Genomic DNA, 25,190 nt, shown 5'->3' with positions numbered 1-25,190 from the left:
GTGCTGGTCGCGCTGAACAAACCGTTTGGCGTGCTATGCCAGTTCACCGACGAGGCCGGCCGGCGCACACTGGCCGACTTCGTTCCGCAGAAGGACGTTTACGCGGCAGGCCGCCTGGACCAGGACAGCGAGGGATTGCTGCTGCTTACCGACGACGGCGGGCTGCAGCATCGCCTCGCCGATCCGAAGCACAAGCAGCCGAAGACGTATGTGGTGCAAGTCGAGGGCATCCCCTCGGATGATGCCCTCGAGCGCCTGCGCCGCGGCGTCGTGCTGAAGGACGGCCCGACCCTCCCTGCCGGCGTCGAGGCCATCGACGCACCCGAGTGGCTATGGCCGCGCGATCCGCCGGTGCGCTTTCGGAAGACGGTGCCGGATGCGTGGTTGCGGATCGTGTTGCGGGAAGGGCGTAACCGGCAGGTGCGACGGATGACTGCCGCGGTGGGGTTACCCACGCTCCGGCTGATTCGTGAGGCGGTGGGTGGTTATGAGCTGGATGGACTGGAACCAGGCCAGTTGCGAGTCATCGATCCTCGACCCGCCCGATAGCTAATGTAGGAGCGCGCCCTGCGGGCGACATCTTTTCGCCCCGGTCTGTAAACTTGCGCGCGAGCTCGAAGACACGGCCTCAAAAGCTGTCGCGCGCAAGGCGCGCTCCTACGGAGTGCTGGTCGCTGGGCGACCTACCACTCCGCGACCGAGCCATCCGGATGCCGCCACAGCGGATTCCGCCAGTCGACGGGCTCGCGGCTGCGCTCGATCACCAGTTCCTCGTTCACCTCGATGCCGAGGCCCGGCCCGGTGAACGGCTTCGCGTAGCCACCCTCGTCCAGCGCGAGCGCTTCCTTGTTCAGCACGTAATCCAGCACTTCGCCGCCGCGGTTGTAGTGGATGCCCATGCTCTGCTCCTGCAGCGTGGCATTCCAGCTGATGAAGTCCACGTGGAGGCACGAGGCGAGCGCGATCGGACCCAGGGGGCAGTGCGGCGCGAAGGCCACGTCATACGCCTCGGCCATCGCGGCGATCCGCACGCATTCGGTGATGCCGCCGGCGTGCGAGAGGTCGGGCTGGATGATGGCGATGCCGCCACGCTCGAGCACGTGCTTGAACTCGAAGCGCGAATACATGCGCTCGCCGGCCGCCAGTGGAATAGACGTCTGCGCGGCGATGCGCGGGTAATACTCCGCCTGTTCCGCCAGCACCGGTTCCTCGATGAAGAGCGGCCGGAACGGCTCCAGTTCCTTCACCAGCACCTTCGCCATGGGCGCCGAGACGCGTCCATGGAAGTCCAGCCCGAACTCGATGGTGTTGCCGAAGGCTTCGCGGATCTCGGCGACGCGCGCCACGGCATCGTCCACCGCCTTGCTCGAGGCGATCATGCCCAACTCTTCGCAGCCGTTCATCTTGAACGTGTCGAAGCCATGCGCGAGGCGTTCGCGGATCTGCGCGATGATGTCGGCGGGACGATCGCCACCGACCCAGCAGTATGTCTTCATGCGGTCGCGCACACGGCCGCCGAGCAATTCGAACACGGGGGCACCCAGCAGCTTGCCCTTGATGTCCCATAACGCCTGGTCGATGCCGGCGATCGCGCTCATGAACACGGCACCACCGCGGTAGAAGCCGCCGCGGTACATCGTCTGCCAGAGGTCGTTGATGCGCGAGGGATCCTTGCCGATCACGTACTCGGACAATTCATGCACCGCGGCCTCGACGGTGCGTGCGCGCCCCTCGATCACGGGCTCGCCCCAGCCGACGATGCCTTCGTCGGTTTCCATCTTGAGGAACATCCAGCGTGGCGGGACGCGATAGGTGGTGATGCGGGTAATCTTCATGCTTATACCGAGCGATAGGCTTTGACGAAGGCCTGCGCACGCTCTTGCGTGCGCGATACGGACTGTCCCGCTTTATACAGGTCGCCGCCCAGCCCCGCACCGATGCAGCCGGCGTCGAGAAAGTGACCGATGTTCTCCGGCGTGACGCCGCCGACCGCAAGCAGGGGAACATCGGGCGGCAGGACGGCCCGGATGGCCTTCACGTAGCCCGGTCCCCATTGCGACGCCGGGAACAACTTCAGCGACTGCGCGCCCGCCGCGAGCGCCGTAAAGGCCTCGCTGGGCGTGGTGAAGCCGATGGAGGTGTACATGCCGCGCTCGCGACCCCGGCGGATCACCGCGGGATCGGTGTTCGGCGTGACCAGCAGGTGACCGCCGAGGTCAGCCACGGCGTCAACGGCCTCGGGCGTGAGCACGGTGCCCGCTCCGACCAGCGCGCGGTCGCCGGCGGCGCCGAGCGCCAGCGGGATGCTGCGCTGCCAGTCCGGCGAATTGAGCGGTACCTCGATGGCATCGAAGCCTGCCTCGAGCAGCGCCTCGACGTGGGCGACGATCTCGTCCGGCGTGATGCCGCGAAGGATCGCGATGAGCGGTAGGGCGGTGGGCCAGGCCATGTCGTTCACTCGTGGTAGAGCTGGGAACGGCCGCCATCGATGCAGATGTCGGCGGCGTTGATGTAGCGGGCCTCGTCGGACGCGAGGAAGAGCGCGGTGTATGCGATCTCTTCGGGTTCGCCGATGCGCTTGTTCGGGAGGATCTCGGTCTGCTTGCGCCGCTCGGCGTCGGGGTCCGGCGCGGCGGCGAAGCCGGCCTCCGCGATGGCGGTGAGCACGAGGCCCGGCGAGATCGAGTTCACCCGGATGCCGTGTGCGGCGTACTCGATGCCCAGCGCCTTGGTCAGCCCGATCAGGCCGTGCTTGGCGACCGGATACGGGAAGCAGTGCGGAATGATCTTGTGCCCGTGCACGGAGGCGATGTTGACGATGCTGCCGCGCCCGAGTTCAAGCATGCCGGGCAGGACCGCCTTCGCGCAGTTCCAGGCGCCCTTGAGGTCGACCTCGAAGCAGCGTGTCCATTCCTCGTCGCTCAGTGCCAGCGGATCGTTGAAGACGTTGATGCCGGCATTGTTCACCAGCACGTCCGGCGCGCCGAAGCGGTCGGTCGCGGCGGCGACCATGCGCTGGATGGCGTCGGGACGCGTGACGTCGGCCTCGAAGAGCATGGCCTGGTCGGTATCGAGTCCGGCCAGGGTCGTGCGCGCCTGGGCGTTGTCCTCGAGCACGTTGAGCACGATCTTCGCCCCGTGCGCGGCGAACAGGCGGGCGATAGCGGCGCCGATACCCTGGGCCGCCCCGGTGACGATGGCCACCTTGCCGGCCAGCCGGGGCAGGGGCGTGGTGCGTGGATCGGGTCGCTGGCTCATGCCTTCACTCCATGGCCGTAGCGGGCTTCCGGCAAGCCCAGGCCGCGCGGCGGCTTGCCGATGAAGATGGCGCCGTTGGCGGGCTCGTCTTCCAGGATCGCAGAGGAGAGACCGACGTGAGCCGATGTGATCACCATCCGGTCGAGCGCCGGGCCGGCGAAGCTCACGCAACTCGGCTGCCGCGCGGGCAGGTCGATCACGGCATCGAAGCTGCCGTCGGGCGCGTAGCGGATCACGCGCGAGCCGCCCCACTGGGTGTTCCACAGGAAACCCTCGGCGTCGACCGTGGAGCCATCCGGTTCCCTTCCAGGGGGCAGTTCGGCGAAGACGCGGATGCGGTCCACCTCGCCGCTCGCGGCGTCGTAATCGCACGCCATGATCTGCGCCGTGGGCGAGTCGGCGAAATACATCGTGCCACCGTCCGGGCTGAAGCAGATGCTGTTGGTGATCGCCGCCTTCGGCAAGGCGAGGCGGCCGAGCTTTCCGTCATGGGTGTAGCGCCAGAACGAGGCGATCTTCTCCGGCCCGCGCTCGTTGAGCGTGCCGAAAATGAAGTTTCCGCCGCGGTCGCAGCGGCCGTCGTTCGCGCGCATGCCAATGAGGTCCGGCTCGATATCGTCGAGGACGTGCAAGGTGCCGTCGCGGGTATCGTAGCGGGCCAGCTGCTTTTCCAGCGCCAGCAGCAGCACGCCAGGCACATGGGTGAGCGCGAAACAGCACAGGCGCGCCGGGAGCTCGGCTTCGGACAAGGCGCCCGTGGCCGGATCGTATGCGTGCAGGCGCGACGTGGCGATGTCGGTCCAGCGGACCAGGTTCGCCAGGTCGTCCCAGATCACGCCTTCGGCATGGGCCTGCCGCTGTGGGGAAATCGGCTGGAAGATGTCGGTCATCAGCGGGATTGCCTGCGGTTCTTGAGCTGGTCGACGAGCACGGCGACCAGGAGGATCGCGCCGCGCACGAGGTACTGGTAGAAGGCGTCGATGTTCATGAGGCTCATCGCATTCTGCACGGTCCCCATGATGAGGACACCAACGACCACGCCGCTGATCGTCGCGCGGCCCCCCATGAGCGACACGCCGCCCAGCACGCAGGCCGAGATCACGTTGAGTTCGAAGCCCTCGCCCGCGTTCGGCTGGCCGCTGGTCATGCGCGAGGCGAGGATGATGCCGGCGAGTGCGGCGACCAGCCCCTGGATGAGGAAGATGGCGATGCGCACCCGGTCGACGGCGACACCTGCGAGGCGGGCAGCGTCGGGGTTGCCGCCGATGGCGAGGGTGTTGCGGCCATAGATCGTCTTGTTGAGCAGCACGCCGAAGACGATGAAGCAGGCGAGGGTGACCCAGACCGGCACCGGCAGGCCGAGCACCTGCGAGCTGCCGAGGGTGAAGAAGGCTTCGCTGCTGACGCCCACCGCCTGCCCGTGTGAGGCGATGAAGGCAAGGCCCCGCACGATTTCCATGGTCGCCAGTGTCGTGATCAGCGCGTTGATCTTCAGCTTGGCGATCACCACGCCGTTCACGAAGCCCACCAGCGCGCCGGCCACGATGGCGGAGGCGATGCCCACCGTCACGCTGCCCGTGGCATTGGACACGATGGCGCAGAACACGCCGGCGAAGGCCACGGTGGAGCCCACGGAAAGGTCGAAGTCGCGCGAAGCCAGGCAGAACATCATGGTGCAGGAGACCATGCCGATCTGCGATACCGACAGGGCGAGGCCGACCACGTTGTCCCACGAGAAGAAGTACTGCACCGTCATGCTGAGCACGGCGAACAGCACGATGAAGATGCCGATCAGGCTGTAGTCGTCGACAAGCTGCCAGAGCAGGGCGCGACGGCGAGCCTCGGGCGTCTCGCGAGTCGCGGCGATGGCGGCGGCGTTGGGCTCGGTCATGGGTCAGGCATTCCTTGGAAGGGTGGTTCCCGCGCTTTCGGGCAGGGCGGCGGCGAGGACGTTTTCCTCGTTGGCCGAGGCGCGGTCGAACTGAGCGGTGATGCGGCCGTGGCACATGGTGACCACGCGATCGGAAACGCCGAGCACTTCGGGAAGTTCGCTGGAGACCATTACCACGGCCACGCCGCGCGCGGCGAGTTCGTACAGCACGTTGTAGATCTCGTTCTTCGCCCCGACGTCGATGCCACGCGTGGGTTCGTCCACGATCAGCACGCGCAGGTCCTTCTCGGCCAGCCAGCGCGAGAGCACGGCCTTCTGCTGGTTGCCGCCGGAGAGCAGGCGGATCTCCTGGCGACGATGCGGCGTGCGGATGCGCAGGCGCTCGATATAGCTGTCCGCCGTGCTTGCCTCGATGCGGTCGTTCACGAACAGGCCGGCGGTGAGATGGTTGCGCCGCGCGCTGATGTTGATGTTCTCCGACACCGAACGCACGCCGATGATGCCTTCCTCTTTGCGGTCCTCGGGACAAAGCACGAGGCCGTGGCGGATGGCATCGCGGATGTGCGATGGCTTGATCGGCCGTCCGTCCACGCTCACCTCGCCGGCGGTGCGGCGATCGGCACCGTAAACGACACGCATGATTTCGGAACGTCCGGCACCGACGAGGCCGAAAAACCCGACGATCTCGCCCGCGCGCACGTCGAAACTCATCGGTACCGGCAAGGCACGGCCTGTCACGTCCTTCACGGAAAGGCGTACCTCGCCCTGCTCGCGCGGGCGGTACCCGAAGATATCGCTGATCTCGCGGCCGACCATGCGCTGCACCAGCGTGTCGCGCGTGACGCCATCGAGCGTGTCGAAGTCGGCCACCTTGCGGCCGTCGCGGAAGATCGTCGCCGCGTCGCAGAGTTCGAAGATCTCGTCCATGCGGTGCGAGATGTAGATCATCGCCTTGCCCTGCGCGCGCAGGTCGCGCACGAGGCGGAACAGTACGTCGGTTTCGCGGTGCGAGAGCGAACTTGTGGGTTCGTCGAGCGCGAGGATCTTCGCGTCGCGCAGGATCGCCTTCACGATCTCCACCATCTGTCGCTGGCCGATCGAGAGCTGCTTGAGCTTCGCGCGCGGATCCAGGTCGACACCCAGCGCATCCAGGCGTTCGCGCGTCCAGGCCAGGGCGCGGCGCCGATCGACGAGGCCGAAGCGGGTGGGCAGGCGGCCGAGCAGGAGGTTCTCCATCACTGAGAGCTCCGGCACGTACTGGAGTTCCTGGTGGATCACCGCCACGCCGGCCTCGATGGCGTCCGCCGCCTGGCGGAAATGCATGACCTGGCCGTCGATGGCCACTTCGCCCTCGTCGGGGATGTACTCCCCGCCGAGAATCTTCATCATCGTGGACTTGCCCGCGCCGTTCTCGCCGAGCAGGCCGTGCACGCTGCCCGCACGCACCTGGAAGCCGACGTCGCCGAGTGCCCGTACGCCGGGAAACGTCTTCCCGATGTGGCGGAACTCGAGGCGCGGCGCTCCGGCCATGGTCAAAGCCCCATTTCCTTGCGGATTTCGTCCGCGTTGGCACGCGTGATCAGCTTGCCGGTCGTGAGGGTGAGCGGCGGCGGCGCCTTGTCGTTCTTGATCCACTCGTACATGTTCACCGAGGTTTCGTAACCATGGCGTCTCGGGCTGATGAGCATGCTGCCGAAGAAGCCGGTGGATTGCGCCTTGGAGAACTCGTTGAGTGCGGACTTGCTGCCGCCGATGCCGACGCCGATGACGTTGTCCGCGTTGAAGCCACGACCCTCAGCGGCGCGCACGGCGCCGAGCACGGCTTCGTCGTTCAGGCCGAACGCCACCCAGTGCTTGTAATTCGGGTGCTGAGTGATCGCGATGTTCGCGGCGTTGAACGCGTTTTCGGTATCGGTCTTGGCCTGGGGGGCGTTGACGATGTTGGCCGCCGGGAAGCCTGCCGCGGTCAGCGTGGTGACGGCGCCGTTCGTGCGATCGCGTGCCGTGGGCAGCTGGTCGTAGGAAATGCGCAGCGCACCGGTCTCCTCCGGCTTCCAACCGCGCGCCTTCATCTCGTCAGCGATGGCCTGACCGACCTGCTCACCGATCTTCGAGGCCGAGATACCCATATGCGGCACGGAGTCGATAGGGTTGCCGGCACCGTCGACCAGACGGTCGTCCACGGTCATCAGCTTCAGGCCATCGGCCTTCGCCTTGGCGACGATGGAGGGACCCAGCTTCACGTCCGGCGTGCAGATCACGAAACCCTGCGCGTGCTGCGCCTTCAGGTTGTCGATGGTGGTGAGCACCTGGCCGCCGTCGGGCGCGCCGATCTTCACCAGGGTGAAGCCCTTCTCCTTCGCCGCCTGCTCGGCGTACCTCCATTCGTCCTGGAACCAGGGTTCTTCCGGCTGCTTCACCACGAAGCCGATCTTCACCTGCTCGTCGCCCGGCCCATGGGAACAGGCCGAAAGAGTCAGCGCCAGCGCGAGTGCCTTGAGTCCAGGGGCGATCTTGATCTTCATCTGCTGCTCCTCGTGAAACGCATGGTCATTACCCGGCCAGCCCGCGACGGCGGGCGACGGCGATGGCGCCGTAACCTGCGAGGTCGCGTTGCTCGTCGTCGCCCAGCACCGTGACGGTGCCGGAAAAGAAGTCGTCGCCTTCCACCAGCCTGGCGATCGCCTCGCGCAGGATCGGCTTGCCGCTGACGACGAAGCGCGTGCCCGGGCTCATCCGGATCGCGCTGGAATTCTTGAGGGTAAGAAGGTCGGAGCCGAGCACGGCGCCCAGCAGGAAGTTCGCGCGCGCATTGGCGTCGTATACCGCGAACTGGTCCAGGATGCGCACGCTGAAACATGCGCGTCCGAGGCCGATCCTGTTCGCCGACGCGGCGCCCGCGAGCAGCATCTCGGCGTCGATGCGCTGGGCAAAACCTTCCTTCAGCGAACTGGCAAGAATCGTGTCGTGCGAGATCACGTGCAGCAGTTCGCCCGCGAGCGTGGTGACGCAACCCTCGATGCGGCGCGCGGCGTCGATGCTCACGAACTTGGAATGCGACCCGGGCAGCACGATGACGGTGGGTTCGTGGAGGCCGAGGCGCTCGACCAGCGCGAAGGACTCCACCTCCTCGCCGCGCATCATGTCCATGGCCTCGCAGTTGTGCAGGCCGATGTGCTCGACGGCGTTGCGGACGCCGGGCACGAACCAGATCGGGTCCCGCCAGACATGGGGCAGGTGGCTTTCGCGCATGGCCCCGGCGAGGTCGTCGATGCCGACGGCGGCCACCACGTGCGGAATCTCGCAGAGGCCCATGTTCGAGGTGATCATGCCGGAGGCCAGGGCAAGGCCGATGTCGGCCTCGTCCAGGTTCGCCGCGGCGAGGGCGTCGGCGATCGTTTCGCGCACACCTTCCTCGAGCCGGGCCTTGCTGCCGGTGATCGCCGTGTCGCGCACGCCGACCTGCCGTGCCGCCTGGCCGATGACGCTGCCGTCCTGCCATACGCTGACGCGGGTATTGGTGGTGCCGGTGTCGATGGTAAGGGTGTTCATCGAGGATCCGCTCAAGGTCGCCCGGATTCTTGGCGTGGCCGCCCGGGACAGGCAAACTAGAATTTCTTCGTGCCTTCCCCAAATTTTTCTTGATGACCTTGCCATGAAGCGCTCGCTACCCCTCAACGCCGTGCGCGTGTTCGAGCTTGCAGCGCAGCATTCCAGCTTCACTAAGGCCGCTGAAGAATTGTCGCTGACCCCCGCCGCGGTGAGCGCTCAGGTCAAACTGCTGGAAACCTACCTGGGTACGCCGTTGTTTGTGCGTCGCAACAATCGACTGAGATTGACGGCAGCGGGAGAGAACTATTTTCCCCGCATCCGGGACGCTTTTCGTGCACTGCAGCAAGCCACCGACCAGGTGCGGGGCCAGCGAAGCGCCTCATTGCGGGTCTCCGTGCCGCCCACTTTCGGTACGAAATGGCTGGTGCCGCGGCTCTTCCGCTTTTTTGCGAAGCACCCGGACATCGCCGTCGAGGTGGTTACCGACGGTGGGGAGGGTGGTGGCTGGGATCTGGCCGTGGACGACCGGTTGGGCGAGGGGATGGAGCAGTCGATCCTTGCCGTCAGCCGGTACACCCCCGTTTGCGCGCCTGGTCTCGCCGGTCAATTGCGTGGCCCGGAGGACCTGCCGACGCAGATGCTCCTGCACGAACGCCCCGGGCGCCGAGCCGCGCCAGCCATCGGCTGGGACCAGTGGTTCGAGCGCGCGGGCGTCGCCCCGGGCCCCGTGTCCCGCGAAATGGGCTTCGGCGACGGCACGATGATGTTGCAGGCGGCGATCGAGGGTCAGGGCGTGGCCCTGGCGCAGGAGCTGCTGGTGGCCTACGACCTCGCCGCTGGCCGCCTCGCCGAGCCGTTCCGCCTGGAGGTGCCGTTGCAGCACACGTATTACCTGGCGGTGTCGCGCGAGGCGGAGTCGCGGGAGGAGACGGGATGGTTCAAGGCCTGGCTTTCCGCCGAACTAGGTAGTGCGGGGTAGAGTCGCTGGCCCGGCGACTTCCGTTCAGCAGTCCCTGGCCGTCTTCCGCTTGCGCCACCAGATGAACCCCAACGCCGCGACGGCGGCAACGATGGCCAGCCACACGCCGGTCTGTCCGCGGTGGATCCACATCGCCAGCCACTCGTGGTTGTGCGCGCCGAAGTAACCCAGGTAGACCCAGATCGGCACGCTGATGGCGGCGGCGAGGCCGTCGAGGAGCAGGAAGCGGAAGAAGCCCACCCGATGGGTGGCGCCGGCGGTGATGAAAACGGCGGTGCGCATGCCAGGCAGGAAGCGCGCCACGAACATCATGCGGTTCCCGTAGCGCTCGAACTTCTCCTGCACCTTGGCGTAGCGCTCGGGGGTGAGCAACCGCGCGACGAGGCGCCAGCTCATGATCCGCCCGCCGAAGTGGCGGCCGAGCAGGAACATCGTGGAATCGCCCACCAGCACGCCGGCCATGCCGACGCCGACCATGGTGTGCACGTCGCCATAACCCAGGCCGGTGATGATGCCGCCAGCGACCAGGCTGATGTCCTCGGGCAGGGGAATGCCGGCACCACAGAGCATCAGCGCGAAGAAGACGGCGAGATAGCCATTCCTTCCGAAGAAATCGACGAGGTCGTTGAGCAGGTCCATCAGTGGCGCACGATTCCGGGCTTGGCCGGTCCTTTGGATGCACGAAGGCGGGATGATCCCATGGATCGCGTTATGAACGCGGTGTGGCGCATCATTCGCCCTCCGCCGGGGCAGGTGCGGCGCGGGCCGCGAGCAGCACGCGAAGCTCCGCCTTCTCGGTGTCGTCGAGCACGCCCTCACGGCTGCGGGCGATGAGGAATTCACGGCGCTGCATCGTCACCTGGCGCTGCATCTGGGCCAGGGCGTCAAGGAACTCCACGCGCTGCATCTCCGCTTCGCCGATCACCTCGGCCTGCATCAGCTTCTGCAGCGAGGTGTACTCGGGCCGATCAAGGAAATGCTCAACGAGCACCGCCGGATTGATCCCCGGGCGGGCCCTGGCCACGTCGATCAGCTCCGCGAGCAGGCCCACGCCCGGCCGGTCCAGGCGCAGGAAGGGATAGGGCGGCTCGACGTCGTCGGCCAGTGCAGGCTGGGCCAGGAGGAGGGTGATGGCGCTGCGCACGAGGCTGCGCTGCACGTTGGCGGGACGGGCGGGCGCCCTGCGTGCCGGCTCAGGCTCGGCGTCCAGCACGGCCCGCGCACCGGTACGGCGCTGCAGTTCCTGGGCCATGAGGTCGCGGAAGGCGCCGTCGGGCAGCTTGGCGATGAGGGGCCGGGCGCGCTCGGCCAGGCGTGCCTTGCCGTCGATCCGGCTGGTGTCGACGTCGCGTCCGAGTTCCTCGAAGAAGTATTCGGACATTGGCATGGCGTCTTTCATGCGCTGTTCGAAGCCGTCCTTGCCTTCCTTGCGCACCAGCGTGTCCGGATCCTCGCCGTCGGGCAGGAACAGGAAGTGCGCCTGGCGGCCGTCGCGCATGCGCGGAACGATCGATTCCAGTGCGCGCCATGCGGCCTGGCGGCCGGCACGATCGCCGTCGAAGCAGAAATACACGTCGGGTGCGGCCCGGAACAGCACCTCCGCATGCTCAGGCGTGGTCGCGGTGCCCAGCGTGGCCACGGCGATCGGCAGCCCTGCCTGGTGCAGCGCGATGACGTCCATGTAGCCCTCCACCACCATGATCCGGGTGAGGTGCTGGTGGGCCTGCTTCACCTGCCACAGGGCGAACAGTTCCCGGCCCTTGTGGAACAAGGCTGTTTCGGGCGAGTTGAGGTACTTGGGGCTCTGTTCCGGCGAGAGCACACGGCCGCCGAACGCGATGACGCGGCCGCGCCGGTCGAGGATGGGAAACATCACCCGTTCGCGGAACCGGTCGTAGCGGTTGCCGCGCTCATTGCTGGCGACCATACCGGCTTCGTTGAGCAGCTGGCGCCGGCGGTCGCTCGTGCCGAGCGCCTTCATCACCCCGTCGAAGCCGGCGGGCGCCCAGCCGATGCGGAAGCGCTTCACGATCTCGTCGTCGAGGCCGCGGTGGTCGATATAGGCGCTGGCCTCGGGGCTGGTGCCCAACTCACGCTGGTAGAAGGAGGCGGCGTCGTCGAGGAGACTGTAGAGGTCGCTGCGATCCTCGCGCGGCTTGTCGTCGCGGCCGCCCTCGTACGGCACCTTCATGCCGGCCGATTGCGCCAGTTCCTCGATGGCGTCGGGAAACTCCAGCCGGTCGTAGTCCATGATGAACTTGATGGCGCTGCCGTGGGCACCGCAGCCGAAGCAGTGGAAGAACTGTTTCTGCGGGCTCACGTAGAACGATGGCGAGCGTTCGTTATGGAAGGGGCAGCATGCCGTCCATTCACGGCCGGCCTTCTTCAACGGCACGCGCCGCTCGATCACGTCGACGATGTCGACGCGGGTCAGCAGTTCATCGATGAAGTTGTCGGGAATTCGGCCACGCATCAGTCCCCTAGGATGCCATGCATCCGCTTCCGTAAGGAGTCCGGGAGGTCGTCAGAAGGCCATCTTGAAGACGCCGATCACGGCCAGGATCGCGATCACGAACAGGATCAGGAAGATGGCGAAGCAGACCTTGGCGATGGTGGCGGCCACGCCGGATACCCGGCTGAAGCCGAGCGCGCCGGTGACCAGGGCGATCAGGCCGAAGATGATGGCGTACTTGAGCATGGGTATTCCTCCTTGGGCGCGGGGGAGGATGCTGGGCAGGGTGTCGGAGAGCCGTGAAGCGTTGTAGGAGCGCGCCCTGCGCGCTCCTACACGGAAGCTCAGCTCAGCTTGGCCTTCACCTTGCCCGCCACGGCGGCCATGTCGGCGCGGCCGGCGGCCTTTTCCTTCACCAGCGCGACCACCTTGCCCATGTCGCGGGCCGTGGTGGCGCCGGACTCGATGATGGCCGAGTCGATGATGGCGGCCAGTTCGGCCTCGCCAAGCTTGGCCGGCAGGTAGCCGTCGATGACGCCCATTTCGTAGCGCTCGATGTCGGCCAGGTCCGTGCGGCCGGCCTTGTCGTACTGCTCGATGGAGTCGCGGCGCTGCTTCTGCATCTTCTCGAGCACGGCCAGCACCTGGGCGTCGTCCAGCTCGATCCGTTCATCGACCTCGCGCTGCTTGATCTGGGCCTGGACCAGGCGGATCACGCCCAGGCGGCCCTTCTCCCCGCCCTTCATGGCGGCCTTCATGTCTTCGGTGATCTTTGCCTTGAGGCTCATGCTTTTTTCTCCGGGACGACGAAAAGCCGGCTTCGCCTTTTGGCAAAGCCGGCTCGGGATTTCCGCCTGATCGCGGTGGCTGCGCGAACGCGCCAGCCGCGCTACCATGCCGGCCATGAGGCCGGATGGTGAATCAGTACATGCGGGTCCGGCGCGTCGTGTCGCGGGACAGACGGCGCAGATGGCGCTTCACAGCAGCGGCGCGCTTGCGCTTACGCTCCTGGGTCGGCTTTTCGTAAAATTCGCGCTTGCGCGTTTCGGCCAGCACGCCAGCCTTCTCGCACGTACGCTTGAAGCGGCGAAGGGCAAGCTCAAACGGCTCGTTCTCGCGGACTTTAACGCTCGGCATGGAAACTCCACTTGTTTAAACTGACCCGTGAATCCGGGTGAGCCGTGGATTATAACGTGATCGAGATGAGAAATTCAAAGCCCGTTTTGGGCGTGGAAACGTCCTGTGACGAGACGGGTGTGGCCCTGCTGCGCTGGGATCCTGACCAGCCCGGCCGCGGTCTGCTGTCCCATGCGCTTTTCAGCCAGATCGCCCTGCACGCCGAGTACGGCGGCGTGGTGCCCGAATTGGCCAGTCGCGACCACGTGCGCAAGCTGCTGCCCCTGGTCAGGGAAACCCTGAAGGCTGCCGGCATGACCACGGCCGACCTCGGTGGCGTGGCCTATACGGCGGGCCCGGGGCTGGTCGGCGCATTGCTGGTAGGCGCGTCCGCGGCGCGGGCCATGGCGTGGGCCCTGGGTGTCCCGGCCATCGGCGTGCACCACATGGAAGGCCACCTGCTGGCGCCGCTGCTCGAAGACGATCCCCCTGAGCCGCCCTTCGTGGCGCTGCTCGTGTCGGGCGGGCACTCGATGCTGGTGGAGGTCAAGGCCATCGGTCAGTACCGGGTCCTTGGCGACACTCTGGACGACGCCGCGGGCGAGGCCTTCGACAAGACCGCCAAGCTCATGGGCCTTCCCTATCCGGGCGGCCCGGCGCTGGCGAAACTGGCCGAGCAGGGTACGCCGGGCCGCTTCCGCTTCTCCCGTCCGATGGTCGGCCGCCCCGGGCTGGATTTCAGCTTTTCCGGGCTGAAAACCCAGGTGCTGTTGGCGTGGCAGGCCTCGGACAAGAGCGAGCAGACCCGGGCCGACATAGCGCGTGGTTTCGAGGAGGCCATCGTCGACACCCTGGCGATCAAGTGCCGTCGCGCGCTGGACGCCACCGGGGCGAAGCGGCTGGTGATCGCCGGGGGCGTGGGCGCGAACAAGCGTCTGCGCGAACAACTGGCGCAGGCGGGCGCGGCCGGAGGCTTCCGGGTCTACTTCCCTCGCCTGGCGTTCTGCACCGACAACGGCGCGATGATCGCCCTTGCCGGCGCCATCCGCCTGGCCTCGGGCCAGCACCAGGACGAAACCATCCAGGTGTTCCCACGCTGGAACCTCGAGACCCTGCCGGCGGCCTGATGGGGGCCGCTTGCGCAATCGTCTTTCGTCGTCGACCCTGTAACCCCTCTCCACCGCCATACCTCCATGGACATCGTCTTCATCGAAGACCTGCGCATCGACGCGGTCATCGGCATCTACGACTGGGAACGCCGGATCCGGCAGACGCTGTCGTTCGACCTCGAAATGGCGTTCGACAACCGCCGCCCGGCTGCCAGCGACGACATCGCCGACACGCTCAATTACAAGTCGATCTCCAAGCGTCTCCAGGCGTACGTGGAAGGCTCCAGCTTCGGCCTCGTCGAGACGCTTGCCGAGCGCTGCGCGGACATCGTGCGCGAGGAGTTCGGCGTGGCCTGGGTGCGGCTGAAGCTCTCCAAGCCCGGAGCCGTTCGTGGCGCCCGCGCGGTGGGCGTGCGCATCGAACGCGGCACGCGGCCGGCATGATCGAGCCGCAGCATATCCAGGCCCTTTTCGACGAAGTCGTCCCATCGCCGGTGCTGCGACGATGGGTACTCGTCGCAGGGCTGGTCGTCATGGCCTGGCTTGTTGACCTGCTAGGCCGCCTGTTCCTGCATCGCGTGGTGCGTGCGGCCACCCGGCACACGCAATGGCGCTGGGACGATGCGCTCTATGAATTCGGGAGCTTCCGCTGGCTCGCGCGGATGCTTCCCGGCATCGTCGTGTACTACGGCATCGAACTCCTGCTGCCGGTCGACGATGGCATGGGCGCCTTCGTGCGCAACCTCGCCGTGTGCTGGATCATCGTCTGCGTGATCTCGGCGATGGGCCGTGCGCTGCTAGCGTTCGAATCGCTGTACAGCGCCACGCCCGCGGGCAAGCGTTCGATCAAGGGTGTCGTACAGCTGCTGCAGATGGCGCTGTGGATCGTCGCGCTGGTGCTGGTGATCACCAAGCTCACGCACCAGAGCATCGGACTGCTGCTCTCGGGCATCGGCGCCATGTCGGCGGTGCTGCTGCTGGTCTTCAAGGACACCATCCTCGGCTTCGTGGCCGGCATCCAGCTGAGTACCAACGACATGCTGCACGTCGGCGACTGGATCACCATGTCGTCCGCGGGTGTCGACGGCGACGTCATCGACATCACGCTGCATACGGTGAAGGTGCGCAATTTCGACCGCACGATCGTCACGGTGCCGACCTGGAAGCTGATTTCGGAATCGTTCCAGAACTGGCGCGGCATGGCCGAATCCGGCGGGCGCCGGATCAAGCGGGAACTGTTCGTGGACGCGGCGTGCGTGCGTTTCCTGGAAGAGGAAGAGATCGAACGGTTCGGACGCGTGCATCTCCTGAAGGCTTATCTCGAACGCAAGCGCGAGGACATCCGGCGTTGGAACGAAGCGCTGGGCGAGCCCGGCAAGTTGGCGGTGAACCGGCGTCGGCAGACCAATATCGGCGCGTTCCGCGCTTATGCGGAGGCGTACCTCATGGCCCACCCCGACGTGCACGAGCGGATGACCCGCATGGTCCGCATGCGCGATCCCGGGGCGCAGGGTATTCCGCTGGAAGTCTATTGCTTCACGAATACGGTGGCCTGGCTCGACTACGAGCGCATCCAGGCCGACATCTTCGACCACCTCATCGCGATCCTTCCCGAGTTCGGGCTGCGTCCGTTCCAGCAGCCGTCGGGCGGCGACGTGCGCGAGGTAGTCGCCGGGCTGCGTCATGCCGTCGCGGCAGATGCCTGACGTGGGTCGCGCTTACCTTAGCCTGGGCTCCAATATCGACGCCGGGCGATGGCTCGGCCTCGCCGTGGCCGAACTGCGCGTCCGTTTCGGTGCGCTGGACGTGTCGCCGGTGTATCGCAGCGCGGCCGTGGGTTTCGATGGTCCGGATTTCCTCAATCTCGCCGTGGGCCTGGACAGCGACCTGGCACCAGAGGCGCTCAACGACTGGCTGCACGCACTGGAAGATCGCCACGGCCGCATTCGCGGCGGCGAGCGCTTCGCCAGCCGTACGCTGGACGTCGACATCGTCCTCTACGACGACCTTGTGCTGAGTGGCGAGGGCCATCTCCAGATCCCTCGCGGCGAACTGCGCCACGCCTTCGTGCTGAAGCCGATGGCGGATATCGCGCCCGGCCTGCGCCATCCCGTCAGCGGCCACACGATGGCTGAGCTCTGGGCGGCGTTCCCGGCGGAAAGCGAACCGCTCGCCGTGGACGAGCCGTGCTCGCTGGTCGTAGGAGCGCGCCCTGCGCGCGACAGTTCTTCGCCCCAGTCACGACGTTAGCGCGCCAACTCCAAGGCACCGCCTCAAAACATGTCGCACGCAAGGCGCGCTCCTGCGGGTAACTGGCGGGGGCGGGTCCAAGATGCTACAACGCCTCCCACATCGGACCACGGGGATACAAGGAAATGGGTAAGTTCGGACGCAGTTGGGCGCTGATGAAGGCCAGCGCCACCATCCTCCGCCAGGACAAGGAGCTGATGCTCTTTCCGTTGCTGGCCGGCCTGGCATCGCTGATCGTGGTCGCCACGTTCGCGTGGCCGGTGTATACGCTGTTCGCACACCACCACGTGGATCTCGAAGGCCAGCGCCAGCATGTCTCGCCGCTGTTCTTGCTGGTGAGCTTCCTGTTCTACTTCGTGCAATACGGCGTGGTGATCTTCTTCAACGTCGCACTCGCTTCGGCAGCCATGATTCGCCTTAGCGGCGGCAACCCCACCCTGGGCGATGGCCTCCGTACCGCCATGGCCAAGCTGCCGAACATCATCGGCTACGCCCTCATCGCCGCGACGGTGGGCATGATCCTGCGCGCCCTGCAGGAACGCCTCGGCTTCGTCGGTCGCATCGTCGTGGGCCTGCTCGGTCTTGGCTGGACAGTGGCCACGTTCCTCGTGGTGCCGGTACTCGCCGCGCAGGACGTGGGTCCGATCGATGCGGTGAAGCGCAGCACCTCGCTGCTTAAGCAGACCTGGGGCGAGAACCTGATCGGCAACGCCGGCATCGGCCTGGCCGGTGGCATCCTCACCGTCTGCCTGATCTTCGCCAGCGGCGTGCTGTTCTTCGCCGCGGTCGCGACGAAGTCGATCGCATTGATGGTCGCCGTGGGCGTGGTGGCGGTGATCGCGCTCATCGCCCTGAGCCTGTTCCAGACGGCGATGCACGGCGTGTACTCCGCCGCGCTTTATCGTTACGCGCAGGACGGCGATCCGGGTCAGGGCTTCGACCGTGCGCTGCTCGAATCGGCGTTCCGTTCGAAGAACTGACCCGTCCACTTTGTTTGTGTAGGAGCGCGCCTTGCGCGCGACAGCTTCTGGGCCGTGAGCGACAAGGCCTGTCGCTCTTTCGCGAAAAGCTGTCGCGCGCAGGGCGCGCTCCTACGGCATCTTGGTTCAGATCGTAAGGGCCCGGCCGCCATCCACGCGCACGACCTGCCCGGTCGTGTAATGCGCATCCATCAGCAGCCAGCGTACCGCCTCGGCGACATCCTCGGGCTCGCCCTTGCGGGCGAGCGGGGTCTTCGCGATCAGCGCGTCGGCGGCTTCCTCCGGTTTCCCCGATGATGGCCAGAGGATCGCGCCGGGAGCCACGGCGTTGACGCGCACTTCCGGTGCCAGTTCCTTCGCGAGCGACAGGGTAAGCATTTCGAGTGCCGCCTTCGCCATCGAATAGACGGTGTGGCCGGCCAGCGGCCGTTCCGCGTAAATGTCGACGATGCTGACGATCGCGCCTTTCGCTTCGCGCAACGCGGGTGCGGCCGCCTGGGCGAGAAAGAACGGTGCCCGCGCATTGGCGGCGAACAGGTCATCCCATTGCGCCGCCGTGGTCTGGCCGATCGGCGTCGGATAGAACGCCGAGGCGTTGTTCACCAGGCCGTCGAGTCGACCGAACCTGCGCACTACCGATTCGACCAACGGGTGCAGCGCCGCATCGTCTTCGAGTGCGGCAGCGAAGGTGGCCACGCTGCCATCGCGCACGGCGTTGAGTTCGCCCGCCAGCGCATCGGCTTCGCCGGCGGAATGGCGATAGTGCAGGGCGATCGAGCAACCTGCCGCATGCAGGCGGCGAACGGTCGCGGCACCCACGCGGCGCGCGCCGCCGGTGACGAGGATGACCGGGGAAGGGTTCACGGCTTGCTCCTGTTCGTGATCCGCACGAGCTTGCCGTAAACGGTGCCGCGCGTCACGTCGCGGGTTTGCGTCTTGCGACGGTTTTCTTCGCGGTGGCGGCGCGCGGGGCGGATTTCTTGGCGGCCTTGCGGGTAGCAGTTTTCTTCGCGATTGCCTTCTCTACCGCCTTGCGGGCCGAGGTCTTCGGCTTCGGATCACCGACGGAGTTGGCTCCCACAGGGTTTGCGGCAGTCCCGGAAGCCCGCCGTTTACTCTTCGCCGCAGGCGTATCGCCGTCGTCGATGTGGACGTCGCCGCTGAACAGGTCGATGGCGGTTTTCGCCACCTGGCCCGTGTCGTAGTAGGCGTAGGCGCCCACGCCCAGCGCGCCGACGATCGGTAGCCAGCGCGATATGCCCTTGCCGACCGCTCGTTTCGAAACACTCACGCCGATGCGTCCGGCGAGATGTTGCAGCACGCTCGTGGCGGCGGTGCGGAATACAAGGCGGTCGCCCACGCGGATCGCCACGTCGCGGAAGGCCTGCGCGGCGGTGTGACGGAAGAGGCACCAGAGCATCTGCTCGCGGCCGAGCGTCGCCGTCTTCCCGTACGCCGAGGCGATATCGCTGACCAGCTGGCCCTGGATCCGCCAGATGGCAACCAGCTCGGGCAGCACGGTGAGCCAGCCGAGCGGGCCGGGGGGCAGGGCCAGCGAGCCGGCCGTGATCGCGGCCTTGTTCGCGGCGGCGCTCGCCAGGCGACGGCATGCCTCATCGACGTTCCCCTTGCCGGCCCTCGGGATGTCGCTGTCCGGGATGCGGCTGACGAACTCCAGGATCGCCTTCGCCACGGGGCTTTCGCCGCGGTCGGCGGTGACGGGAACGATCTCCTTTGACGTCGAGGCCGGATCGCGTTTTACCATCGTCGTTGACTCCGTGTGCGGGTGCGCGGACATCGTCGCCGCCGTCACGTGATTCGTCCATGAAGCACCGGGGCGGTGGTGGCCGAAAGCAACGTGAAAGCTTCGGCCTTCACACTTATTGATACGTTATAACATTTTACGAAGTGAGCCCATGACCCCTGTTCGCCTCGCGTCCTGCATCGCACTGGCCCTCGCGGCCGCTACCGCCCACGCCGGCGACGTTCCCCCGCAAAAAGCCACGAACCTGGGCGCCGTCGACGTCACCGCGAGGCTGGATGAGGCGCGCAACAGCCTTTCGCCCGATACGGGCAGCAGCCAGTACGTGATGGACCGGCAGACCATCCAGGCCTTGCCGCTGGGCGATTCCACACCGCTCAACCAGGTGATCCTGCAGGCACCGGGCGTGGTGCAGGATTCCTACGGACAGCTGCACGTGCGCGGCGACCACGCGAACCTGCAGTACCGGATCGATGGGGTGCTCATTCCCGAAAGCATCGGAGGCTTTGGCCAGACCCTCGATGCGCGGATGATCCAGAACGTGAAGCTGCTTACCGGTGCCCTCCCGGCACAGTACGGCGAACGCACGGCGGCCATCGTCGACATCACCACCCGCTCGCCGTCGAAGGATGGGGTGGGCGGCAGCGTGGGAATCACCGGCGGGCAGTTCGGCACGGTGAACCCGAATGCCACCCTGTTCGGCCGCAGCGGTGCCTGGAGCTGGTTCCTCACGGCGAACTATCTCGAGAACGATGCCGGTATCGAGAACCCGACCTCCAGCCGCAAGCCGGTCCACGACCACACCAACCAGGTGAAGGCGTTCGGCGATATCTCTTACCTGATCGACAACGACACGCGCCTCAGCTTCCTGTTCGGCGCCACCAACAACCGCTTCGAGATCCCGAACAATCCCGGGCAGGCGCCGGAGTTCGGTTATCTCGATGTGACCAACTTCGACTCGGCGCAGCTGGATGAACGCCAGCGCGAGAAGACCCGCTTCGGCATCCTCAGCCTGCAGGGCAAGCTTGGCAGTACGGCTTACCAGGTGTCGGCGGGACAGCGCTACAGCAGTCTGGATTTCACGCCCGATGACATCGGCGACCTGATGTTCAATGGTGTCGCATCCGACGTCCGCCGGGCCAATCGCGCGAGCACGCTGCAGGCGGATTTCTCGACGCCGCTTGGCGACAGCCACACCTTGCGCTACGGCATGTATGCCTCGTTCGAAAGGGCCACGGCGACCAACGATGCGCTGGTCTTCCCCGCAGATGGCGACGGCAATCAGGCCTCGACCACGCCACTCAATATCGTGGATGCCAGCCGGATCGTCGCTCACACCTATGCGCTCTACCTGCAGGACGAGTGGAGCATCGGCGAGAAGTGGACGGTGAACTATGGCGCGCGCGCCGACCGCTATGACGCCTTTCGCCCGGAAAGCCAGCTCAGCCCGCGCGTGGGCGTTGTCTACCAGCCGACCGACAGCACCACGATCCACGCGGGGTACTCGCGCTACTTCACGCCGCCGGCGTCGGAGATGATCAGCCCAACGTCGATCGGGAAGTTCGCCGGCACGACCAATGCCTTGCCGGGCGAAGGCAACGACACGCCCCTGGCGGAGCGCTCCAGCTATTACGACATCGGCATCTCGCAGAAGCTCGGCAGTGAGTGGACGGTGGGCCTCGACAGCTACTATCGCCGCGTGTCCCGCATCCAGGACGAAGGCCAGTTCGGCACCGCGCTGGTCTATTCCACCTTCAACTACGACCAGGGCAAGGTAAAGGGCGACGAGTTCACCCTGAACTACGACGGTGGCGCGCTCACCGCGTACTTCAACTTCGCGTACAACCGTTCGGTGGGCAAGCGCATCATCACCGGCCAGTACAACTTCGATCCGGACGACCTCGCCTACATCCAGGACCATTTCATCCACCTGGACCACGACCAGAAGTACACCTCCTCGGGTGGCATCAGCTATGCCTTCGACGATGCGACGCGCGTCGGCGCGGATTATCTGTTCGGTTCGGGCCTGCGCCGCGACGGGCTGGTGCCGAACGGCGACACGATGCCCTCGTACTTCCAGTTGAACCTCAGCGTGTCGCACGATTTCCACCTCATGCCTGAGGGCGCCACGCACGCGCAGCTGGCCCTGGTGAACGCGCTCGACCGTACTTACGAGATCCGCGACGGCTCGGGCATCGGCGTGGGCGCACCCCAGTTCGGACCACGCCGGGGCCTGTTCCTGTCCCTTCAGCAGGATTTCTGATCGCGATCCGTTATCCTGCGGGCTCAATCCCGAACACGCACGGCATGAACGCGAAGCTTCCCGAACCCGGCGCCGACGAGCGCGCTCATTCCGACCACCTCGCGAGCCTGCTGCGCGAGGAGATCGCCGCCCGCGGGCCGATGCCATTCTCGCGTTTCATGGAGCGCTGCCTCTATACCCCCGGCCTCGGCTATTACAGCGCCGGGAAGGCCAAGTTTGGCGCCGAAGGCGATTTCGTCACGGCGCCCGAACTGGGCACGCTTTTCGCCCGTTGCATGGCACGTGCGTTCGAGCCGGTGCTGGCTTCGCTGGGGCCCGATGCGGACTTCCTCGAACTCGGCGGCGGCACCGGCGCCTTCGCCGAAGCCGCGCTGCTGGCGCTGGATGCCGCAGGACGGGCACCGCGCCGCTTCATGATCCTGGAGCCGAGCGCGGACCTGCGCGAACGCCAGCGGGAACGCTTGCGCGCGGCATTGCCTGCCGGGCTGTTCGCTCGCGCGGTCTGGCTCGATGGGCCGCTGGAAACGGAATGGGACGGCGTGCTGTTCGCGAACGAAGTGATCGACGCGCTGCCGACCACGCGCTTCACCACGCGCGACGGCGAGGTCTATGAAGAGCACGTGATCCTCGACGGTAACGGGAGCTTCGCGCGCAGTGACCGTCCCGCCGATACCCTGGTGGGCGGCGCCGTGCGCCATGTCGAACGTGACCTCGGCCGCGAGTTCGAAGCGGGATATCGCAGTGAGATCCTGCCGCAGTTGCCGTACTGGCTGCAGGCGGTGGCCGGCACCCTGCGTCGCGGCGCGATGATATTCGCCGACTACGGCTATACGCGCGGCGAGTTCTACCTGCCCGAGCGCACCGACGGCACCCTGCGCGCCTTCTACCGGCATCGTACGCATGGCGACGCCTTCCACCTTCCCGGTCTGCAGGACCTCACCGCGTCGGTGGATTTCACCGCGCTGGCAGAGGCCGGCAACAGTGCCGGATTCGGCGTAGCCGCGTACATGCCGCAGGCGCAGTTCCTGCTAGCTACCGGCATGCAGGAATTTTTCGAGAGCGACTACCTCGCGCTGGAGGACGAAGCGGCGCGCTATCGCCTGGCGCAGGAAGTGAAGAAGCTCACGCTACCCGAGCAGATGGGCGAACGCTTCCAGGTGATGATGTTCGCCAAGGGGATCGACGCGGCGGCGCTGCCGGCGGATGTCATGGCGGCCGACCGGGGCTCGCGGTTGTAAAAGCACTGCCGCCACAACTGTAGGAGCGCGCCCTGCGCGCGACAGTTTTTCGCGAAGAACAGCAGGCCCTGTTGCTCAAGGCCTCAAAAAATGTCGTACCCGACGCGGGCATAAACGCGCAAGCGCGCTCCTACGAGGGCCTCGGCACTTGGGTAATTGCCTGTACCTGCGCCTTCTTCATCGCCTCGCCGATCGCCGGCCCCTGCAAACCCTTCTCCACGAACGGCTGCGACGTGATCGCCGCAGCGCCCTCGCGGCAGGCGCGCAGGAAATCCGCCTGCGGATAGTCCGCATCCTCGCTGCCGAGGCGCCCGCGCTTGTCGGCCATGCACGTAAGCAGGAAGGTCTCCAGTCGCGCGGGACGGCGCAATGCGTCCAGGCCTTCGAACAGGCGCAGGATCGTCGCAGGCTTCAGCTCCAGCGCCATGTGCGCATTGAGATGGTGCTTGCAGACCATCTCCGCCATGAAGGCGTATTCCACCGGTACCTTCAGCCGCGCCGAGATCGCACGCACCGGCTCGATGCCTCGCTGCTCGTGCATGATGTGCCGGGGCAACACATCGGCCGGAGTCAGCGCCTTGCCGAGGTCGTGGGTCAGCGCGCACCAGCCAACGAGCGCGTCGCCGGGCGCGAGCTTCGCGGCGGCATCGGCCACCAGTTCCACATGGACGCCGGTGTCGACTTCGGGATGAAACTCCGGTCGCTGCGGCACGCCGTAGAGCGCATCCACTTCGGGGAACAGCACGCGCAGCGCGCCACTCTCGCGCAGCACGCGCAGGAAGGCCGACGGCATCGGCTCCGACAGCGCCTTGCGCGTTTCCGCCCATACGCGCTCGGGAACGAGATGATCGACTTCACCGTCCTCCACCATGCGCCGCATGAGCGCCATGGTCTCGTCCGCCACGCTGAAACCCAACGGCGCGTAGCGTGCCGCGAAACGGGCCACGCGCAATAGCCGTACGGGATCCTCCGCAAAAGCGTCGGACACGTGCCGCAACGTCCGCGTCTCGATGTCGCGCACACCGCCAAAGGGATCCACGAGGGTGCCGTCTTCATGCTGCGCGATGGCGTTGATGGTAAGGTCGCGCCGCTCCAGGTCCTGCTCCACCGTCACCGATGGATCGGCATGGAAGGCGAAGCCGTGGTAGCCGCGGCCCGTCTTGCGTTCGGTGCGCGCGAGCGCGTACTCCTCCTTGGTCTGTCCATGCAGGAAGACCGGGAAATCCTTGCCAACCGGGCGGTAACCGGCGGCGAGCATGTCTTCGGGCGTGGCGCCCACCACGACCCAGTCGCGGTCGATCACGGGGCGGCCCAGCAGCGTGTCGCGGACGGCGCCGCCAACAAGATAGATATCCATAGGTGTCTTCAGGTACGGCGCCGGGCGCGAGCTTCGTCGAGACGACGCTGGCGCACGGATGGGCCGAGCAGGCGGGGCAGCCAGGCAGAGAGTCGCTGCGGCTGGATCCCGAGTTGGGCGAGGCCGTCGACCTGACCCACCGAGTCCGTCAGCAGCGAGCGGAAGTTGTCCGGCGTGAAGGGTTTGCCGGGGGCGAACTGCGCGATCTGCGCCTGCAGGCGGCCGAGCGTATCGGGCATGGGCAACACCAGGCGGTACCGGCCACGTGCGTCGCGGATGCCCCGCACGATGTCGATCAGGGACCACGTCTCCGGGCCATACAGTTCGTACGTGCGCAGCACGGACGACGGATCGGTGACGGCGCGTGCGATCGCTTCCGCGACGTCGCCGACGTAGACCGGCGCCATCTTCGCCCGGGGGCGCGGGAGCGGCACGATGGGGGCGATGCGCAACAGGCCGTCGAAGCGCGTGACGAGGCCATCGCCCGGCCCGAAAATGGTGCTGGGTTCGTAGATGGTCCAGTCCAGCGTGGATGCCTTCACCAGCGCCTCCGCTTCGCCACGCGAACGCAGGTAGGCGGATGATCCCTGACCGGCTTTCAGCGAACTCATGAGATGCAGGCGATGTACGCCGCTGTCGCGACAGGCTTCCACGACGAGGCGTACCAGGTCCACATGCACGCGCTGAAAGGTTTTCCGGCCGCTTTCGTTGAGGATGCCCACGAGGTGGATGACGGCATCCGCATCGGCGATGTGCCGGCGCAGGCTCGGCGGATCATAGACGTCGGCGCTTACGACGGTGACGTTTCGTCCCACGGCGCGCTGCCGGTGTGCCTCGCGGTTGCGTGAAAGCAGCAGCAGGCGGTGTCCGTCGGCGGCCAGCCGGGGCACGAGGCTGCCGCCGAGGAACCCGGTGCCGCCGAGGATGACGATGCGCTGTGCTTTCATGCGAGCAGCGTAGGCCCCTTCCGTGCCGCCGCCAAG

26 protein-coding genes are annotated in these 25,190 nt (G+C 66.5%); 9 read left to right on the top strand and 17 right to left on the bottom strand.

Translation table 11 applies throughout. The features are described from left to right. On the top strand, nt 1-549 hold the full coding sequence (locus VGM71_RS05120; RefSeq protein ID WP_331542740.1) for a pseudouridine synthase: 549 nt from the start codon (nt 1-3) through the stop codon (nt 547-549). Nucleotides 550-683: 134 nt separating this feature from the next. On the opposite strand, the gene dgoD is transcribed toward VGM71_RS05120, so the two are convergent. The 8 genes from dgoD to VGM71_RS05080 are packed head-to-tail and all read right to left on the bottom strand — an operon-like array spanning nt 684 to nt 8,701. Next, nucleotides 684-1,835 (bottom strand): galactonate dehydratase, encoded by a 1,152-nt coding sequence (dgoD, locus tag VGM71_RS05115; protein WP_331542739.1) that lies wholly within the window; start codon nt 1,833-1,835, stop codon nt 684-686. Between the two features lie 2 nt (nt 1,836-1,837). Then, a complete protein-coding gene (locus tag VGM71_RS05110; RefSeq protein WP_331542738.1) occupies nt 1,838-2,449 on the bottom strand; it encodes a 2-dehydro-3-deoxy-6-phosphogalactonate aldolase in 612 nt (203 codons plus the stop codon). Between the two features lie 5 nt (nt 2,450-2,454). After that, entirely contained in the window at nt 2,455-3,258 is an 804-nt protein-coding gene (locus tag VGM71_RS05105; RefSeq protein ID WP_331542737.1) for an SDR family oxidoreductase, read from the bottom strand. Beyond that, on the bottom strand, nt 3,255-4,148 hold the full coding sequence (locus VGM71_RS05100; protein WP_331542736.1) for an SMP-30/gluconolactonase/LRE family protein: 894 nt from the start codon (nt 4,146-4,148) through the stop codon (nt 3,255-3,257). Before VGM71_RS05100 ends, VGM71_RS05105 begins: the two co-directional genes overlap by 4 nt. Further along, nucleotides 4,148-5,149 carry an L-arabinose ABC transporter permease AraH gene (gene araH, locus VGM71_RS05095; protein ID WP_331542735.1) on the bottom strand — a complete coding sequence of 334 codons (1,002 nt, stop codon included), beginning with the start codon at nt 5,147-5,149 and terminating at the stop codon, nt 4,148-4,150. The genes VGM71_RS05100 and araH overlap by 1 nt, the downstream gene beginning before the upstream one ends. A gap of 3 nt (nt 5,150-5,152) precedes the next feature. Next, the gene (gene araG, locus VGM71_RS05090) at nt 5,153-6,679 is read right to left on the bottom strand and encodes an L-arabinose ABC transporter ATP-binding protein AraG (protein ID WP_331542734.1); all 1,527 of its coding nucleotides are present in this window, start codon (nt 6,677-6,679) and stop codon (nt 5,153-5,155) included. Nucleotides 6,680-6,681: 2 nt separating this feature from the next. Continuing rightward, on the bottom strand, nt 6,682-7,674 hold the full coding sequence (locus tag VGM71_RS05085; RefSeq protein WP_331542733.1) for an arabinose ABC transporter substrate-binding protein: 993 nt from the start codon (nt 7,672-7,674) through the stop codon (nt 6,682-6,684). A gap of 28 nt (nt 7,675-7,702) precedes the next feature. Beyond that, nucleotides 7,703-8,701: a 2-dehydro-3-deoxygalactonokinase gene (locus VGM71_RS05080; protein ID WP_331542732.1), complete on the bottom strand. Its 999-nt coding sequence runs from the start codon at nt 8,699-8,701 to the stop codon at nt 7,703-7,705. On the opposite strand from VGM71_RS05080, the gene VGM71_RS05075 reads away from it, so the two are divergent. Then, on the top strand, nt 8,694-9,680 hold the full coding sequence (locus VGM71_RS05075; protein WP_331542731.1) for a LysR substrate-binding domain-containing protein: 987 nt from the start codon (nt 8,694-8,696) through the stop codon (nt 9,678-9,680). The two genes, VGM71_RS05080 and VGM71_RS05075, sit on opposite strands and share 8 nt — an antisense overlap. A 24-nt stretch (nt 9,681-9,704) precedes the next feature. Here VGM71_RS05075 and VGM71_RS05070 read toward each other — a convergent pair whose 3' ends face one another. From VGM71_RS05070 to rpsU, 5 genes are all read right to left on the bottom strand, one after another. Further along, complete coding sequence (locus VGM71_RS05070) at nt 9,705-10,319, bottom strand: DedA family protein (RefSeq protein WP_331542730.1); 615 nt, start codon at nt 10,317-10,319, stop codon at nt 9,705-9,707. Nucleotides 10,320-10,410: 91 nt separating this feature from the next. Beyond that, nucleotides 10,411-12,153, bottom strand: a complete 1,743-nt coding sequence (gene dnaG / locus VGM71_RS05065; RefSeq protein WP_331542729.1) for a DNA primase — start codon at nt 12,151-12,153, stop codon at nt 10,411-10,413. A 51-nt stretch (nt 12,154-12,204) separates the two neighbouring features. Next, nucleotides 12,205-12,378 (bottom strand): DUF1328 domain-containing protein, encoded by a 174-nt coding sequence (locus VGM71_RS05060; protein WP_331542728.1) that lies wholly within the window; start codon nt 12,376-12,378, stop codon nt 12,205-12,207. A 98-nt stretch (nt 12,379-12,476) separates the two neighbouring features. Continuing rightward, nucleotides 12,477-12,920, bottom strand: a complete 444-nt coding sequence (locus tag VGM71_RS05055; RefSeq protein WP_331542727.1) for a GatB/YqeY domain-containing protein — start codon at nt 12,918-12,920, stop codon at nt 12,477-12,479. Nucleotides 12,921-13,053: 133 nt separating this feature from the next. Further along, on the bottom strand, nt 13,054-13,269 hold the full coding sequence (gene rpsU / locus VGM71_RS05050; protein WP_029213735.1) for a 30S ribosomal protein S21: 216 nt from the start codon (nt 13,267-13,269) through the stop codon (nt 13,054-13,056). Between the two features lie 65 nt (nt 13,270-13,334). On the opposite strand from rpsU, the gene tsaD reads away from it, so the two are divergent. The 5 genes from tsaD to VGM71_RS05025 all read left to right on the top strand — a co-directional run bounded on the left by tsaD (nt 13,335) and on the right by VGM71_RS05025 (nt 17,587). Next, nucleotides 13,335-14,375: a tRNA (adenosine(37)-N6)-threonylcarbamoyltransferase complex transferase subunit TsaD gene (tsaD, locus tag VGM71_RS05045; protein WP_331542751.1), complete on the top strand. Its 1,041-nt coding sequence runs from the start codon at nt 13,335-13,337 to the stop codon at nt 14,373-14,375. Between the two features lie 66 nt (nt 14,376-14,441). Next, nucleotides 14,442-14,801 carry a dihydroneopterin aldolase gene (gene folB / locus VGM71_RS05040; protein WP_331542726.1) on the top strand — a complete coding sequence of 120 codons (360 nt, stop codon included), beginning with the start codon at nt 14,442-14,444 and terminating at the stop codon, nt 14,799-14,801. Beyond that, on the top strand, nt 14,798-16,063 hold the full coding sequence (locus tag VGM71_RS05035) for a mechanosensitive ion channel family protein (protein WP_331542725.1): 1,266 nt from the start codon (nt 14,798-14,800) through the stop codon (nt 16,061-16,063). Before folB ends, VGM71_RS05035 begins: the two co-directional genes overlap by 4 nt. Nucleotide 16,064: 1 nt before the next feature. Then, nucleotides 16,065-16,607, top strand: a complete 543-nt coding sequence (gene folK / locus VGM71_RS05030) for a 2-amino-4-hydroxy-6-hydroxymethyldihydropteridine diphosphokinase (RefSeq protein ID WP_414675090.1) — start codon at nt 16,065-16,067, stop codon at nt 16,605-16,607. Between the two features lie 125 nt (nt 16,608-16,732). Further along, on the top strand, nt 16,733-17,587 hold the full coding sequence (locus VGM71_RS05025; RefSeq protein ID WP_331542723.1) for a DUF6159 family protein: 855 nt from the start codon (nt 16,733-16,735) through the stop codon (nt 17,585-17,587). A 126-nt stretch (nt 17,588-17,713) separates the two neighbouring features. Here the strand turns inward: VGM71_RS05025 and VGM71_RS05020 are convergent, their stop codons facing one another. After that, entirely contained in the window at nt 17,714-18,451 is a 738-nt protein-coding gene (locus VGM71_RS05020; protein WP_331542722.1) for a pteridine reductase, read from the bottom strand. Nucleotides 18,452-18,503: 52 nt separating this feature from the next. Beyond that, the gene (locus VGM71_RS05015) at nt 18,504-19,352 is read right to left on the bottom strand and encodes a hypothetical protein (protein WP_331542721.1); all 849 of its coding nucleotides are present in this window, start codon (nt 19,350-19,352) and stop codon (nt 18,504-18,506) included. 151 nt (nt 19,353-19,503) lie between these two features. On the opposite strand from VGM71_RS05015, the gene VGM71_RS05010 reads away from it, so the two are divergent. Beyond that, a complete protein-coding gene (locus VGM71_RS05010) occupies nt 19,504-21,612 on the top strand; it encodes a TonB-dependent receptor (RefSeq protein ID WP_331542720.1) in 2,109 nt (702 codons plus the stop codon). Nucleotides 21,613-21,656: 44 nt separating this feature from the next. Beyond that, a complete protein-coding gene (locus VGM71_RS05005; RefSeq protein WP_331542719.1) occupies nt 21,657-22,850 on the top strand; it encodes a class I SAM-dependent methyltransferase in 1,194 nt (397 codons plus the stop codon). A gap of 130 nt (nt 22,851-22,980) precedes the next feature. Here VGM71_RS05005 and VGM71_RS05000 read toward each other — a convergent pair whose 3' ends face one another. Continuing rightward, complete coding sequence (locus VGM71_RS05000; protein WP_331542718.1) at nt 22,981-24,207, bottom strand: multifunctional CCA addition/repair protein; 1,227 nt, start codon at nt 24,205-24,207, stop codon at nt 22,981-22,983. An 8-nt stretch (nt 24,208-24,215) separates the two neighbouring features. Further along, nucleotides 24,216-25,154, bottom strand: coding sequence for a complex I NDUFA9 subunit family protein (locus tag VGM71_RS04995; RefSeq protein ID WP_331542717.1), 939 nt, complete (start codon nt 25,152-25,154; stop codon nt 24,216-24,218). Nucleotides 25,155-25,190 lie beyond the last annotated feature (36 nt).

It is taken from the genome of Luteibacter sp. (assembly GCF_036499525.1).
Classification (GTDB): Bacteria; Pseudomonadota; Gammaproteobacteria; order Xanthomonadales; family Rhodanobacteraceae; genus Luteibacter.
Note: the sequence above shows the minus strand (reverse complement) of the source record. Positions and strands in the feature narration are given on the sequence as shown.

Excerpts from the sequence above, each read along its gene's own strand:
- araH (WP_331542735.1), bottom strand. The coding sequence starts at position 5,149 with ATGACCGAGCCCAACGCCGCCGCCATCGCCGCGACTCGCGAGACGCCC.
- VGM71_RS05080 (WP_331542732.1), bottom strand. The coding sequence starts at position 8,701 with ATGAACACCCTTACCATCGACACCGGCACCACCAATACCCGCGTCAGC.
- dnaG (WP_331542729.1), bottom strand. The coding sequence starts at position 12,153 with ATGCGTGGCCGAATTCCCGACAACTTCATCGATGAACTGCTGACCCGC.
- rpsU (WP_029213735.1), bottom strand. The coding sequence starts at position 13,269 with ATGCCGAGCGTTAAAGTCCGCGAGAACGAGCCGTTTGAGCTTGCCCTT.
- VGM71_RS05110 (WP_331542738.1), bottom strand. The coding sequence starts at position 2,449 with ATGGCCTGGCCCACCGCCCTACCGCTCATCGCGATCCTTCGCGGCATC.
- VGM71_RS05000 (WP_331542718.1), bottom strand. The coding sequence starts at position 24,207 with ATGGATATCTATCTTGTTGGCGGCGCCGTCCGCGACACGCTGCTGGGC.
- dgoD (WP_331542739.1), bottom strand. The coding sequence starts at position 1,835 with ATGAAGATTACCCGCATCACCACCTATCGCGTCCCGCCACGCTGGATG.
- VGM71_RS05070 (WP_331542730.1), bottom strand. The coding sequence starts at position 10,319 with ATGGACCTGCTCAACGACCTCGTCGATTTCTTCGGAAGGAATGGCTAT.
- VGM71_RS05010 (WP_331542720.1), top strand. The coding sequence starts at position 19,504 with ATGACCCCTGTTCGCCTCGCGTCCTGCATCGCACTGGCCCTCGCGGCC.
- folB (WP_331542726.1), top strand. The coding sequence starts at position 14,442 with ATGGACATCGTCTTCATCGAAGACCTGCGCATCGACGCGGTCATCGGC.
- VGM71_RS05055 (WP_331542727.1), bottom strand. The coding sequence starts at position 12,920 with ATGAGCCTCAAGGCAAAGATCACCGAAGACATGAAGGCCGCCATGAAG.
- VGM71_RS05085 (WP_331542733.1), bottom strand. The coding sequence starts at position 7,674 with ATGAAGATCAAGATCGCCCCTGGACTCAAGGCACTCGCGCTGGCGCTG.
- VGM71_RS05105 (WP_331542737.1), bottom strand. The coding sequence starts at position 3,258 with ATGAGCCAGCGACCCGATCCACGCACCACGCCCCTGCCCCGGCTGGCC.
- VGM71_RS05025 (WP_331542723.1), top strand. The coding sequence starts at position 16,733 with ATGGGTAAGTTCGGACGCAGTTGGGCGCTGATGAAGGCCAGCGCCACC.
- araG (WP_331542734.1), bottom strand. The coding sequence starts at position 6,679 with ATGGCCGGAGCGCCGCGCCTCGAGTTCCGCCACATCGGGAAGACGTTT.
- VGM71_RS05100 (WP_331542736.1), bottom strand. The coding sequence starts at position 4,148 with ATGACCGACATCTTCCAGCCGATTTCCCCACAGCGGCAGGCCCATGCC.
- VGM71_RS04995 (WP_331542717.1), bottom strand. The coding sequence starts at position 25,154 with ATGAAAGCACAGCGCATCGTCATCCTCGGCGGCACCGGGTTCCTCGGC.
- VGM71_RS05005 (WP_331542719.1), top strand. The coding sequence starts at position 21,657 with ATGAACGCGAAGCTTCCCGAACCCGGCGCCGACGAGCGCGCTCATTCC.
- tsaD (WP_331542751.1), top strand. The coding sequence starts at position 13,335 with ATGAGAAATTCAAAGCCCGTTTTGGGCGTGGAAACGTCCTGTGACGAG.
- VGM71_RS05060 (WP_331542728.1), bottom strand. The coding sequence starts at position 12,378 with ATGCTCAAGTACGCCATCATCTTCGGCCTGATCGCCCTGGTCACCGGC.
- VGM71_RS05015 (WP_331542721.1), bottom strand. The coding sequence starts at position 19,352 with ATGGTAAAACGCGATCCGGCCTCGACGTCAAAGGAGATCGTTCCCGTC.
- VGM71_RS05035 (WP_331542725.1), top strand. The coding sequence starts at position 14,798 with ATGATCGAGCCGCAGCATATCCAGGCCCTTTTCGACGAAGTCGTCCCA.